Source organism: Mesorhizobium sp. A556 (genome assembly GCF_054489545.1).
Genome location: NZ_JBTMXA010000003.1, coordinates 14008 through 27265 on the forward strand (window position 1 = coordinate 14008; position 13258 = coordinate 27265).

General features: G+C 63.0%; 14 protein-coding genes and 1 tRNA gene. 3 read left to right on the forward strand and 12 right to left on the reverse strand.

Annotated elements, in window-relative coordinates; all coding sequences use genetic code 11:
• Window positions 1–70: 70 nt before the first annotated feature.
• Window positions 71–1324, reverse strand: a complete 1254-nt coding sequence (locus ACX3P0_RS08445; RefSeq protein WP_459087887.1) for an aspartate kinase — start codon at window positions 1322–1324, stop codon at window positions 71–73.
• A gap of 217 nt (window positions 1325–1541) precedes the next feature.
• On the opposite strand from ACX3P0_RS08445, the gene ubiG reads away from it, so the two are divergent.
• The gene (gene ubiG / locus ACX3P0_RS08450) at window positions 1542–2306 is read left to right on the forward strand and encodes a bifunctional 2-polyprenyl-6-hydroxyphenol methylase/3-demethylubiquinol 3-O-methyltransferase UbiG (protein WP_459087888.1); all 765 of its coding nucleotides are present in this window, start codon (window positions 1542–1544) and stop codon (window positions 2304–2306) included.
• A gap of 44 nt (window positions 2307–2350) precedes the next feature.
• On the opposite strand, the gene ACX3P0_RS08455 is transcribed toward ubiG, so the two are convergent.
• Genes ACX3P0_RS08455 through ACX3P0_RS08470 form a run of 4 tightly spaced genes read right to left on the reverse strand, consistent with a single transcriptional unit; the run spans window position 2351 to window position 4727 of the window.
• Window positions 2351–2776 carry a DUF1178 family protein gene (locus ACX3P0_RS08455; protein WP_459082114.1) on the reverse strand — a complete coding sequence of 142 codons (426 nt, stop codon included), beginning with the start codon at window positions 2774–2776 and terminating at the stop codon, window positions 2351–2353.
• Window positions 2773–3636: a carbon-nitrogen hydrolase family protein gene (locus ACX3P0_RS08460; RefSeq protein ID WP_459087889.1), complete on the reverse strand. Its 864-nt coding sequence runs from the start codon at window positions 3634–3636 to the stop codon at window positions 2773–2775. Before ACX3P0_RS08460 ends, ACX3P0_RS08455 begins: the two co-directional genes overlap by 4 nt.
• Window positions 3637–3638: 2 nt before the next feature.
• Window positions 3639–3917, reverse strand: coding sequence for a glutaredoxin 3 (grxC, locus tag ACX3P0_RS08465; RefSeq protein ID WP_459087890.1), 279 nt, complete (start codon window positions 3915–3917; stop codon window positions 3639–3641).
• A gap of 24 nt (window positions 3918–3941) precedes the next feature.
• Window positions 3942–4727, reverse strand: coding sequence for a ComF family protein (locus ACX3P0_RS08470; RefSeq protein ID WP_459087891.1), 786 nt, complete (start codon window positions 4725–4727; stop codon window positions 3942–3944).
• A gap of 63 nt (window positions 4728–4790) precedes the next feature.
• Between ACX3P0_RS08470 and ACX3P0_RS08475 the strand changes: the two genes are divergently transcribed.
• A complete protein-coding gene (locus ACX3P0_RS08475; protein WP_459087892.1) occupies window positions 4791–5663 on the forward strand; it encodes a methyltransferase domain-containing protein in 873 nt (290 codons plus the stop codon).
• A 16-nt stretch (window positions 5664–5679) separates the two neighbouring features.
• Here ACX3P0_RS08475 and ACX3P0_RS08480 read toward each other — a convergent pair whose 3' ends face one another.
• The 7 genes from ACX3P0_RS08480 to ACX3P0_RS08510 all read right to left on the reverse strand — a co-directional run bounded on the left by ACX3P0_RS08480 (window position 5680) and on the right by ACX3P0_RS08510 (window position 10158).
• Window positions 5680–5862 (reverse strand): Flp family type IVb pilin, encoded by a 183-nt coding sequence (locus ACX3P0_RS08480; protein ID WP_459087893.1) that lies wholly within the window; start codon window positions 5860–5862, stop codon window positions 5680–5682.
• A 114-nt stretch (window positions 5863–5976) separates the two neighbouring features.
• Window positions 5977–6318 (reverse strand): hypothetical protein, encoded by a 342-nt coding sequence (locus tag ACX3P0_RS08485; protein WP_459087894.1) that lies wholly within the window; start codon window positions 6316–6318, stop codon window positions 5977–5979.
• Window positions 6319–6438: 120 nt separating this feature from the next.
• Window positions 6439–6861 (reverse strand): 8-oxo-dGTP diphosphatase MutT, encoded by a 423-nt coding sequence (gene mutT / locus ACX3P0_RS08490; RefSeq protein WP_459082108.1) that lies wholly within the window; start codon window positions 6859–6861, stop codon window positions 6439–6441.
• Entirely contained in the window at window positions 6858–7607 is a 750-nt protein-coding gene (locus ACX3P0_RS08495; protein ID WP_459082125.1) for a GNAT family N-acetyltransferase, read from the reverse strand. The genes mutT and ACX3P0_RS08495 overlap by 4 nt, the downstream gene beginning before the upstream one ends.
• A gap of 29 nt (window positions 7608–7636) precedes the next feature.
• A complete protein-coding gene (gene argJ / locus ACX3P0_RS08500) occupies window positions 7637–8878 on the reverse strand; it encodes a bifunctional glutamate N-acetyltransferase/amino-acid acetyltransferase ArgJ (RefSeq protein ID WP_459087895.1) in 1242 nt (413 codons plus the stop codon).
• Window positions 8879–9087: 209 nt separating this feature from the next.
• Window positions 9088–9164 (reverse strand) — tRNA-Arg (locus tag ACX3P0_RS08505).
• Window positions 9165–9243: 79 nt separating this feature from the next.
• Entirely contained in the window at window positions 9244–10158 is a 915-nt protein-coding gene (locus ACX3P0_RS08510) for a peptidylprolyl isomerase (protein ID WP_459087896.1), read from the reverse strand.
• 255 nt (window positions 10159–10413) lie between these two features.
• On the opposite strand from ACX3P0_RS08510, the gene secA reads away from it, so the two are divergent.
• Window positions 10414–13140, forward strand: a complete 2727-nt coding sequence (gene secA, locus ACX3P0_RS08515) for a preprotein translocase subunit SecA (protein WP_459087897.1) — start codon at window positions 10414–10416, stop codon at window positions 13138–13140.
• The last annotated feature ends 118 nt before the right edge of the window (window positions 13141–13258 follow it).

A 13258-nucleotide genomic window follows, 5' to 3' on the forward strand; every position in this document is an offset into this window, starting at 1 on the left:
TCGGCATTTCTGTACCGCCGCGGCTCCACCCGCGCCAGCTCTCACGCAAAGACTGACTTTAAAAGTCCTGCTACTGCTTATCCAGACCGTAAACGGAATGCAAAGTGCGAACCGCAAGTTCCGTATAGGGACCGTCGATCAGGATCGAAATCTTGATCTCCGACGTGGTGATGGCGCGGATGTTGATGCCCTTGTCGGCCAGGGCCTTGAAGGCGGTCGCCGCGACGCCGGCATGGCTGCGCATGCCGATGCCGATCACCGAAACTTTCGACATGCCGTCGTCGTGCTGCACCATGTCGAAGCCGATATCGGCCTTGATCTTGTCCAGTGCCGCCAGCGCCCTGTCGACATCGCCCGATGGCACGGTAAAGGTCATGTCGGTGAGCTTGCCGTCCTCCGAAATGTTCTGGACGATCATGTCGACATTGATGCCGGCCTGCGCCAGCGGCCCAAAGATGCCGGCGGCAACGCCTGGGCGGTCGCCGACACGGCGCAGCGAAATCTGCGCCTCGTCCTTGGCATAGGCAATTCCAGTGACGACCTGCTGTTCCACGATTTCATCCTCGTCGCAAATAAGCGTTCCGGGCGGATTGTCGAAATCCCCCATTCCAGGCGCGTCCGGGTCCACGAAGGACGACCGCACGAAGGTGCGCACTTTATGAACCATGGCAAGTTCAACCGAGCGGACCTGTAGAACCTTGGCCCCCAGCGAAGCCATTTCAAGCATTTCCTCGAAGGAAATCTGCGCCAGCCGCCGCGCCTTCGGCTCCACGCGCGGGTCCGTCGTATAAACGCCGTCGACATCGGTGTAGATATCGCACCGGTCGGCCTTGACCGCCGCCGAGATGGCGACCGCGCTGGTGTCGGAGCCGCCGCGTCCGAGCGTGGCAATGCGGTTGTCCGGACCGATGCCCTGGAAGCCGGCGATCACCGCGACCTGGCCTTCGCCGAAGCGCTTGACCAGGAACGACCCGTCTATGTCGAGGATGCGCGCCGCGCCATGGCTGTTGTCGGTCTTGATCGGGATCTGCCAGCCCTGCCACGAGCGGGCGTGCACGCCCATGTTCTGAAGCGTGAGCGCCAAAAGGCCGGCCGTCACCTGCTCGCCGGAAGCGACGACGGCGTCGTATTCGCGCGCATCGTGCATGGGCGAGGCTTCGCGCGTCCAGGCGACCAGTTCATTGGTCTTGCCGGCCATCGCCGAAACGACCACGGCAACCTCGTGGCCGGCATCCACTTCGCGTTTGACGTGGCGCGCCACATTGCGGATGCGGGCGATGTCGGCGACCGACGTTCCGCCGAATTTCATCACGATGCGCGCCATGGAAACGAAACGCCTTTGCCTGAATACCGGACCGAAGGGGCCGCAAATCAACGAGATGCGGCCCCCGGAAGTCGAGGCGCCACATTATTGCGGCCTCCTTAACCAAAAGACCGTGGCTGCGCAAGCAACAGAAATCCTGTCAGCGACCGGGAAATTGTTGCCTTGACATTCCAGCCGGCACACCCGACTTCCTAGGGCCGATCGAGGAGACCACGCAATGCCAAAGCCAGAACGATCGGTAGAGAAGCGATCGACGATCGACGCCGCGGAGGTGGAGCGCTTTTCCGCACTCGCCGCCGAATGGTGGAACCCGAACGGCAAATTCCGCCCGCTGCACAAGTTCAATCCGGTGCGTCTTGCCTATATCCGCGACCAAGTGGCGGAGCGTTTCGGCCGCGACCCGCGTGAGGCGCGACCCTTCAAGGGCCTGCGTTTTCTCGACATCGGCTGCGGCGGCGGCTTGCTGTGCGAGCCGATGGCAAGACTGGGAGCCGAAGTGGTCGGCGCCGACGCTTCCGCCACCAATATCGAGGTGGCGAAACTGCACGCCTCCGAATCGGGCGTCGAGATCGACTATCGCGCCACCACGGCGGAAGACCTTGCCGACTCCGGCGAGAAGTTCGATGTCATCCTCAACATGGAAGTGGTCGAACACGTAGCCGACATCGACCTGTTCCTCGGCAAGTGCGCCGATATGGTCAAGCCTGGCGGCATCATGTTCGTCGCCACCATCAACCGCACGCTGAAGGCGCTGGGTCTGGCCATCATCGGCGCCGAATACGTGCTGCGCTGGCTGCCGCGCGGCACCCACCAGTTCGGCAAATTGGTGCGTCCCGAGGAATTGGAAAAGGCGTTGACGACCGCCGCGATGGCCATCGTCGACCGCACCGGCGTCGTCTACCATCCGCTGGCCGACCGCTGGCAGCGCTCGACGGACATGGATGTCAACTACATGGTGCTGGCCGAAAAAGGCTCCGCCTGACCATTTTCAGGCGGCTTTGCCGTTCATTCGCTGCGGCTTGGAAGTCAGTTGCGGTCGTCTGGAAAGACCGGAACCGGCATGAAGTCGACGCCGTCTTCAGCGAGGCTTTTTGCTTCTTCCAGCGTCGCTTCGCCATAGATTCCGCGCGGATCGATTTCGCCGAAATGGATTTTGCGGGCTTCCTCGGCAAATTTGTCGCCGACATAGTCGGCGTTCCCGCGAATCTTTTCCGCCATGGCCTTGAGTTGCGCCATCGCCGCCTTCTGCGCGTCGCCCATGGCGAGCGCAACCTTTTCCCGGCTGCGTCCGGTCGAGACGGCAGGCGCCATCAGCGCCTTCTCGACCGCGTGGCTGCCGCAAGAGGGGCATTCGACAAAGCCGCGCTTGGCCTGCGTGTCGAAATCCTCGTTGCTGCGGAACCACCCCTCGAATGTGTGGGCATTGTCGCACTCAAGCGAAAAACGGATCAAGACGCCGCTCCCCTGAGTGCTGCTTCGCCAACGCCGGCATCGACGGTGAATTCTCGCGCATTCTTCAGGTTCGGAATTTTGCGGCGCGCAGCCATCGATTGCGCCGGATCGATCTCGGCGACAATGACGCCAGGCTCCGCATCGGCAGCCTCGGCCAGCACCCTGCCCCATGGATCGACGATCAGCGAATGGCCATAGGTTTCGCGGCCGTCCTCGTGCACACCGCCTTGCGCGGCGGCAATGACGAAAGCCCCGTTCTCGATGGCGCGGGCACGCAACAGGACGTGCCAGTGCGCCTCGCCCGTTTGCCGGGTAAAAGCGGCCGGCACCGACAATATTTCGGCCCCGGCAAGCGCCTCGGCGCGAAACAATTGCGGAAAGCGCAAATCGTAACACACGGCAAAGCCGAGCCTGGCTCCGCCGATGTCGGCGATCACGGCCCGCTCGCCCGGCTCGTAGGCGGCCGATTCGCGCCAGCTTTCGCCATTGTCCAGATCGACGTCGAACATATGGATCTTGTCGTAGGTCGCAACGATCCGGCCCTGCGGCGATATCAGCAGCGCGCGGTTGGCGATCTTGCCGTCGGCACGCAGGATGCCCGTCGAACCGATATGCACGAAGATGCCAAGTTCCTTCGCTAGGCGACGCGCCCTGGCCACCACGATATCCCTGTCCTCGGTCGTATAGATCGCCTGCCGCGCATCCTTGTCGCGAACCATCGCCCCGGTCATTTCGGGCGTCTGGACATAGGTCGCGCCCTGCCCGGCGGCATTGCGCACCATCCGCTCCATCTCGGCGGCGTTGCGTTGCGGATCGGTGCCAGAACGCATCTGGATTGCCGCGGCCTTGAACACGCCCATCGTCAGGTTTCCTGTTTCATTGCGGTAGCGGCAAGCATGGTATCCAGCCGCCCCGTCGTTTCAAGGTCATGGAGATCGTCGCACCCGCCGACATGCAGATCGCCGATGAATATCTGGGGGAAAGTCGAGCCGCCATGGGCGCGGCTGATCATCTCCTGGCGCAGTTCCGGAGAAAACGAGGCGTCGTGCTCGGTATAGGCGACGCCCTTGCGCTCGAGCAGGCGCTTGGCCGCCGCGCAATAGCCGCACATCATGCGGGTATAAATGGTGACATCAGCCATGTCGGTCTTCCGTTGCGATACACCCTATATAGGGCCTGCTTCGTCGGCTCGGAAGTCCCCCGGCAGCACGCGGGCAAAGGTCAGCACGTCGACGGCGCCTGCGCCCCCCTTCTTGAGCGCCTTGGCCATGGCCCGCACGGTAGCGCCTGTCGTATAGACGTCGTCGATCAACAGCACGCGGCGGCCGGCAACCTCTATTTCGCGCTCCACCGGGACGCGGAAGGCCGCCCGCACGTTTTCCTCGCGCTGGCGTCGTTCCAGCCCTACCTGCTGCTGCGTCGGCTTCACGCGTTTTACCGCCGACGGTGCAAACGGCACGCCGCCAAGGCGCGAAACGGCGCGGCCTAGTTCCGCGGACTGGTTGAATTGCCGCTTCAGGAAGCGCCGCCAGTGCAAGGGCACCGGCACGACCACATCCGCGTCAGCCACCAAGGCAGCGCCCGCCCGCATCATCCACCGCGCCATCCAGGGCGCAAGATCCGTTCGGTCCTGGTATTTCAGGCCGCTCACCATCTGCCGCGCGACACCCGTATAGGCAACCGCAGCCCGCGCCCGTTCGAACGGCGGCGGATCGGCGATCGCTTCCGCCGACAAGAAGCCCTCGCCCATGTCATGAACGAACGGCGTGCCCATCACCGGGCACCAGGGTGGCTCCAGCAGGCGTAATTTCGGCCAGCACAGCGCGCACAATACGCCGGGCTGCGAGACGTGACGGCGGCAACCGGCGCAAACCGGCGGGAACAGAAGCCGCGCCGGCCAGTTCAGCGCCGCTCTGGAAAGACCCTTGATATCTGCCATGGGATCGGCCACGTCACGCCTGTTGGCATTCTCGATCCAGACCTTAGCAGATGCCGTAACGACGGGAACCTGTCCGTGCAGCCTATTTTCGATACATCGCTGTTCCTGGCGCGCAAGCGCCGGGCCCTGGCCAACCCCGTTGCCGGCTCGGATTTCCTGATGCGGCGCATCGGCGACGATCTGGCCGACCGGATCAATGCGGTGGAGCGCCGCTTCACCAGCGCCGCCACCCTTTTTTGCCAGACGGCAACGGCAAGGGACGTTCTGGCCGCAAGCGGAAAGGTCGCCGACGTCGTGCGCGTCGAGGCCGATCCGGCCTTTCTGGCTGGGCAGCCGGGTATTATAGCGTCGCCGGAAACCGTGCCTTTCGAGCCGGAAAGCCTCGATCTTGCCGTGTCGCTCCTGTCCTTGCAGTCGATGAACGACATTCAGGGCATGCTGGCGCAGATACGCCGGGCGCTGCGGCCGGACGGCCTGTTTCTGGGTGCGTTTGCCGGGGCCGGAACGCTGGGCGAATTGCGCGAAAGTTTCCTCGCCGCAGAAAGCGAACTCTATGGCGGCGTCAGCCCCCGCGTAATCCCTTTCCCCGATGTGCGCGATGCGGGCGGCCTCTTGCAACGCGCCGGGCTCGCCCTGCCCGTAGCCGACGTGGAAACGCTGACCGTGCGCTACGATACGCTATTTGCCTTGATGGCCGACCTCAGGGCGATGGGCGAAACCAGTCCGCTGGTCGACCGTCCGCGCCGGCCCGGTACGCGAAAACTTTTTTCGCGCGCGGCGGAGATTTACGCGGAGCGTTTCGCCGACCCGGACGGCCGGATCAAAGCGAGTTTTTCCATCGTCTGGATGTCTGGATGGGCACCCGATGCCTCGCAGCAAAAGCCGTTGAAGCCAGGTTCGGCAAAGGTGTCACTTGCAAGCGCACTGAGAGAAACCGGGCAAAACTGACGGAAGAACCCGCAGGTTAGTTTGCAGCGAACCCCTGCACCAGGCGGCTGCTATTGTCGCTCCACAACCATTGCAGCGAATCGGCCAAGCCACCCACCCCGGCGAAAATGGCGAGCGATATCAGTGTCGCAATGAGGCTGTATTCGATAGCCGTGGCGCCAGTTTGATCGTTGATGAACCGGCAAAACAGTCGTGTCATGGTCGTCGATCCTCTTGCTCCAACGCTAGCATCGACCCATTAAGAAAGGTTAACGGCACAGGCTTAACAAGCGGTGAAGGCCTGCGGAATAACCAGTCCTGGACCGTCGATGCTCTAGCAGTCGCCGCTGCGGCGGCCATTGGCGCGAATCACGCAAACGGATTCGGACGAGGACTGGAGCACGCTGCGGCGGATGGTGTAGGTTCCGCCGCGCTCGATCGAGCCGGTGCTCATCGTGTCGATCCCGGCAAAGCCGTCGCGTGCGACCTGCCTGTTGTCGTTGCTGTTGTCGAGAAGCGGCACCGCGATCAGGGCCAGCGCAATGGCGACCGAACCGAACAACAGCGTGATCCGCAACAGGCCCATTCCGGCTTCGACGGCCCGCGAGCCTCGTTCCGAGCGTAGCGAGTCCCAGTCGTCAATCGATTCCCTGATCGAACTGTTGTCGAGGCCCATCGCACCAATCCCAAGAAAATCCCTCGCCGCACGGCGACCGCACTAGGTCAATTTTTCACGGCAAGATTAAGCTTCCATTAATGATGATGGCGCAGCCGCGAAATAGACCGGCAAGTTCCCTCATAAAAGGTCGATCAGGAACGGAATAAGCGGCTCGTCGGCCGGCGGCATCGGATAGTCGCGCATCTGGCGCGGCCTTACCCATTTCAGGGTCTGGCCTTCTTTCGGCATCGCGATGCCCTCGAAGCGGCGGCATATGTAGAGCGGCATCAGCAGGTGAAAATCGTCATAGCTGTGGCTGGCGAAAGTCAGCGGCGCAAGGCATGCAATTTTTGTTTCGACACCAATTTCCTCGCGCAGTTCCCGCACGAGGCATTGCTCCGGCGTCTCCCCCTGCTCTACCTTGCCTCCCGGAAATTCCCACAGGCCGGCAAGTTGCTTGCCCTGTGGCCGTTGCGCGATCAGGACGCGGCCGTCGGCGTCGACCAGCGCACAGGCGACAACCAGGAGCAGGCGCTTGCCGCTTGAATTCATTTCGCTCATGCCGGCGGCGGCCGACGGTAGTGGTAACGGTAGACTTCGCTGAAGCCGAGCGTCCGGTACAGCGCAAGGGCCGGGTGGTTATCGGCGCCCACCTGCAACCACGCCTCGCGCGCGCCGCGCAAGCGCGCCCATTTCAGCGCCGACAGAATCAATTGGCGGGCATGCCCCTGGTGGCGCGCGGCCTCGTCCGTGGCGATCTCGAACAACCCGGCAAGATCGCCCTCATGCACGCAGATCAGCGTCGCCAGGGGTTCGTCACCCCGTTCCAGCGCAAACAGGCCGGCCTCGGGCTGGATCGACCCGATGATTTCGGACAGGCCCGGCCGCAGCGAAGCATCCGCCCCATGCACCTTCAAGGCAGCACCGACAAAACGGCTGATGTCGCGCAACGGCAGCTGATCCATCGCCTGCTCGACCGGCGCATCGGCCAGGGGCAGCCGCATGACCAGCGATTCGTCGAATGTGCTCCAGCCCTGCGCATCGAGATAAGCCGGGATCACGGTTCCCGACAGCGGCGAGACACGAAAGGTCAACGGCCTGCCATAGGCCTCGAAACGGCGGCTGGCGCGGCCGATTCGTTCGGGAATCTGGCTTATGTCGCCGGGGTCGAGCGGGTTGACCGAATTCAGCCGCTTTGCCGAATGGCCGGCCGTCAACCGGATCACCCAGGTTCCGTCGTAATGAACGGCGGCCGCCGGCCATGCCCGGAAGCCCGCCGCTTCATAGCGGCGAACCGTAGCCAGAATGCTGGGCGATGCCACCGGGCCCATCCGCGTCAGCTCCGATAGTCGCCGTTGATTGCGACATATTCCTTGGTCAAGTCGCAGGTCCACACCGTCGCCTTGCCGCGGCCGATGCCGATCTCCGCGCGAATGCGAACCTCGTCGCGCTTCATATAGGCCGTGGTCGCCGCTTCGGAGTAGGATGGATCGCGCTCGCCTTCATGCGCCAGCCGGTTGTCGCCGAACCAGATCGAGAGGCGGTCGCGATCGGCCGGTTCGCCGGCCTTGCCGACGGCCATGACGACACGCCCCCAATTGGCGTCTTCTCCGGCCACGGCTGTCTTGACCAGCGGCGAATTGGCGATCGAAAGCGCGATGCGCTTGGCCGAGCGCGCCGATTTCGCGCCGGTCACCGTCACCTCGATCTGCTTGCGCGCGCCCTCGCCGTCGCGCACGACCTGCAGCGCCAATGATTTCAGTATCTTTCCAAGCGCTCGGCGAAACGCGCCAAGGCGCGGGTCCTTCGGATCGGTGATCGACGGCGCGCCGCGCCCGGCGGCCGTGCCGGTTGCGAACAGAAGCAGCGTGTCGCTGGTCGAGGTATCCGAATCCACGGTAACGGCATTGAAGGTCTTGCCGACGCCGCGCGACAGCAAATCCTGCAAGACAGATGCCGCAATCGGCGCATCAGTCGCGACGAAGGACAACATGGTCGCCATGTCCGGCGCGATCATGCCGGCGCCCTTGGCGATGCCGTTCAGCGTGACATCGGCATCGCCGAGCTTGACGGTCGCGGTCGCCACCTTCGGATAGGTGTCGGTGGTCATGATGGCCTTGGCGGCATCGAGCCAGGAATCCGGCTTGCTGTCCTTGACCATGCCGGCCAGCAGCGGCCCGAATTTGGTCGCGTCAAGCGGCTCGCCGATAACCCCGGTCGAGGCCAGGAATACGTCGCCGGGCGCGCAATCCGCAGCCTTTGCGGCCGTCTCACTGGTCAGCGTGGTCGCTTCACGGCCCTTCTGGCCGGTAAACGCATTGGCGTTGCCGGAATTGACGACCAGGATTCGGGCCTTGCCCGCACCCAGATTCTGCCGGCAGAAATCGACCGGCGCCGATGGACACTTCGATTTGGTGAAAACGCCCGCGACCGTCGTGCCGGCATCGAAGACCATGGCCAGCAGATCGGTGCGGTTCTTGTATTTGATGCCGGCTTCCGCCGTGGCGATGCGCACGCCGTCTATGCGCGGCATTTTGGGGTATTTCTTAGGGGCAAGCGGCGAAATCGATTCGGACATGGCAGCCTCAGCGGGAAAACGCGAAACGAGGCCGGTTTGCCTGATGCCGCGCCGCTGTGCAAGACGTTTGCTTGCAACTTGCAAGAGACGCGTCTCGGCAGAACGCCTATCGAACCCGCAGTGGTTCGCAAGGGCGACCGCCCGTCGGCCGGCCAGGCCGCCCCATCGGAGCCCGTGAGCGAAGCGAACTGGGCGTGAGATCAAAAAGATGGTGCGCTCGGCAGGATTTGAACCTGCAACCTACGGATTCGAAGTCCGGTGCTCTATCCAGTTGAGCTACGAGCGCTTCAGGGCAGCGTCAGACCGCGCGAACGGAGCGGAAAAGGCGGATCCCGATAAGGCCCGCCCATCCGCATTCGGCTTGCTTACTCGCCGCCTTCAGCCGCATCGACGGCCTTCTTCAGCGCCGCGTCAGGGATTTCCACCTTGGCATCGGCGCGAAGCGCCTTGACCAGCGCGAAATATTTGTCGCGCACGACAAGCGAGCGGACATTGTCCTTGACCGCGTCGTAAGCCGGCGGCTGCTTGGCGCGCTTGTCCTCGACCTTGATGATGTGCCAGCCGAACTGGGTCTGTACCGGTTCCTTGGTATAGGAGCCAACCGCCAGCGCCTGTGCTGCCTTGTCGAATTCCGGAACCATCTGGCCAGGGCCGAAATAGCCGAGATCGCCGCCATTGCTCTTGCCGCTCGGGTCGCTGGTGTGCTCGTTGGCCAGCTTCTGGAAATCGGCGCCGCCGTCCAGTTGCTTGATGATCGCCTCGGCCTCTTCCTTGGTCTTCACGAGAATGTGACGGGCATGGACCTCGTTGACCGCCGGCTGCGCCGCGATTTCCTTGTCGTAGCGGGCGCGAACCTCGTCGTCGGTAATCTTGCCGACCACGTCCTTCGCGACCATCTCACCGTGCAGGGCGCGCTCCTGCAGGAACGCCATGCGGCGCTGGAATTCGGGATCCTTGTCGAAGCCGTCGGCGACAGCCTTGGCCGCGAGCACCTTGATCTCGATCGCTGCCGAAAGCGCTGCCGCGCGGCGCTGTTCTGGCGGAAGCTGCGCAAATTGCTGCGCAAGTTCGCCTTCTGCAAGCGTCAAATCGGCTTCCGTCACCGGCTTGCCGTTCACGGTGGCGACAACTGCCGCCGGATCGACGGGTGCGGCAGCCGGTGCTGCCGCAGGCGCGGCAGGTGCGGTTTCCTGCGCCAGGGCGGGCGAGAACGACAGCGCCGTCAGGCCAAGGACGAAACCCAGGCCGATAAACGGCGAACGACGAAACAACAGGGACATGGGCAAGATTACTCCGAAGGAATTGATAAGAGCGCGGGACAGGCTTTCTGATCAACCTGAATGTGGCGGAATTTGGCGCGGCAGCGCAGCGGCGCGCGGCGTTGACATCGATTGAGCCCCCTCTTATCTGTCCAACGAGTTTGCGTCCAGAACCGTTTTCAGGGCGCTTTTCGGTGTTTTTTCCGCCTCGGGCGGACTAGGCGGGGCCAGCCGGCTTTGTCGTGATGATCAGGATTGCAAGCGAAAGGACCATTTATGGTCAGTTTTGGCGCTCTCGCCCGTAAGGTTTTCGGCTCTTCCAACGACCGTCGCGTGAAAGCGGCGCGGCCAAGGCTGGAAGCGATCAACGCCATGGAAAACGAGATGCGCGCGCTTTCGGATGCCGATTTGACGGCGCGCACGCAAAAATTCCGCGAAGATATTGCCAACGGCGCAACCCTCGACGACCTGCTGGTGCCGGCATTTGCGACGGCACGCGAGGCGGCGCGCCGCGTGCTGGGCCTGCGTCCCTTCGATGTCCAGTTGATCGGCGGCATGGTGCTGCATGACGGCGGCATATCCGAAATGCGCACCGGCGAGGGCAAGACGCTGGTCGCCACGCTTCCCGTCTACCTTAACGCGCTGGCCGGCAAGGGCGTTCATGTCGTCACCGTGAACGACTACCTCGCCTCGCGCGACGCCGAATGGATGGGCCGCGTCTATAAATTCCTCGGGCTGACCATCGGCACCATCGTCCACGGCCTGGACGATGCGGAACGGGCTGCCGCCTATGCCTGCGACGTCACCTACGCGACCAACAACGAACTGGGCTTCGACTACCTTCGCGACAACATGAAATACGAGCGCGCCCAGATGGTGCAGCGCGGTCACAATTACGCGATCGTCGACGAGGTCGATTCGATCCTCATCGATGAAGCCCGCACCCCGCTGATCATTTCCGGCCCGCTCGAAGACCGCTCGGAAATGTACAATACCATCGACGCCTTCATGCTCAGGCTCGATCCGGCCGACTACGAGATCGACGAAAAGCAGAAGACCTCCACCTTCACCGAAGAGGGCACGGAGAAGCTGGAAAACATGCTGCGGGATGCGGGTCTTCTCAAGGGCGAGTCGCTCTATGACATCGAGAATGTCGCGATCGTCCATCACGTCAACAACGCGCTGAAGGCCCACCAGCTGTTCCAGCGCGACAAGGACTACATCGTCAACAACGGCGAAATCGTCATCATCGACGAATTCACCGGCCGCATGATGCCGGGCCGCCGCTTTTCGGAAGGCCTGCACCAGGCGCTGGAGGCGAAAGAGCACGTCAAGATCCAGCCGGAAAACCAGACGCTCGCCTCCGTTACCTTCCAGAATTATTTCCGCCTGTACGCCAAGCTTGCCGGCATGACCGGCACGGCGCTGACCGAGGCCGAGGAATTCGGCAACATCTACGGCCTCGAAGTAACGGAAATCCCGACCAACGTTCCGGTCATGCGCATCGACGAAAGCGACGAGGTCTACCGGACCGTCGAGGAAAAATACAAGGCCATCGTCAAGGAGATCAAGGAAGCCTACGCCAAGGGTCAGCCGACGCTGGTCGGCACCACCTCGATCGAGAAATCGGAGCAGTTGGCCGAGCGCCTGCGCAAGGAAGGCTTCAAGGATTTCGAGGTGCTGAACGCGCGCCACCATGAGCGCGAGGCATCCATCGTTTCGCAGGCCGGCAAGCCCGGCTCCATCACCATCGCCACCAACATGGCGGGCCGCGGCACCGACATCCAGCTTGGCGGCAACGCCGACATGCGCATCGCCGAGGAACTGGCCGACATGCCGGAAGGACCCGAGCGCACCGCCCGCGAAAACGAAATTCGCGAAGATGTCCAAAAGCTGAAGGATAAGGCGCTTGCCGCCGGCGGCCTCTACGTGCTTGCCACCGAACGCCATGAATCGCGGCGCATCGACAACCAGCTTCGCGGCCGCTCCGGCCGTCAGGGCGACCCTGGCCGCTCCAAATTCTTCCTGTCGCTGCAGGACGATTTGATGCGCATCTTCGGCTCCGAGCGCATGGACGGCATGCTGCAGAAGCTCGGCCTCAAGGAAGACGAGGCTATCATCCATCCCTGGATCAACAAGGCGCTGGAAAAGGCGCAGACCAAGGTCGAGGCGCGCAATTTCGACATCCGCAAGAACCTGCTGAAATATGACGACGTCTCCAACGACCAGCGCAAGGTGGTGTTCGAGCAGCGCATCGAATTGATGGACGGCGAAGGCCTTGGCGAAATGGTCGCCGAGATGCGCACCGGTGTGATCGAGGAGATCGTTGCCAAGAATATCCCCGAAAGTGCTTATGCCGAGCAGTGGGACGCCGCCACGCTCAAGGCGGAGGTCCAGCAGTACCTGAACCTCGACCTGCCGATCGAAGACTGGGTCCAGGAGGAAGGCATCGCCGAAGACGATATCCGCGAACGGATCACCGCCGCCACCGATACCGCCGCCGCCGACCGCGCCGAGCGGTTTGGGCCGGAGGTGATGACCTATGTCGAGCGCTCCGTGGTTCTCCAGTCGCTGGACGGGCTGTGGCGCGAGCACATCGTCAATCTCGATCATTTGCGCTCGGTCGTCGGCTTCCGTGGTTACGCCCAGCGCGACCCGCTGCAGGAATACAAGAGCGAGGCCTTCGAACTCTTCCAGGCCATGCTAGGCCATCTTCGGCAGGTTGTTACCGCGCAGTTGATGCGCGTCGAACTGGTCCGCGAGGCTGCCGATGCGCCGCCTCCGCAGGCTCCGGAGGTTTTCGGCAGCCACCTCGACGGCACCACCGGCGAGGACGATTTCCACGGCGGCGAAACCGCCACACTGCTCAGGCAGGAAGCCGTCGTGGCCCCCGAAGACCGCGACCCGAACAACCCGGCAAGCTGGGGCAAGGTCGGCCGCAACGAAGCCTGCCCTTGCGGCTCAGGCAAGAAATACAAGCATTGCCACGGCGCTTTCGCCTGACGCGAAGCGACAGACTTCCGTTCTGAAAACAACACGGCGCTGTTTCCCCGGAGCCAGCGCCGTGTTGTCTTTAACGGTACGCCGTAGCGTCGAACGGAAAAACGGCATCCATGCCGAA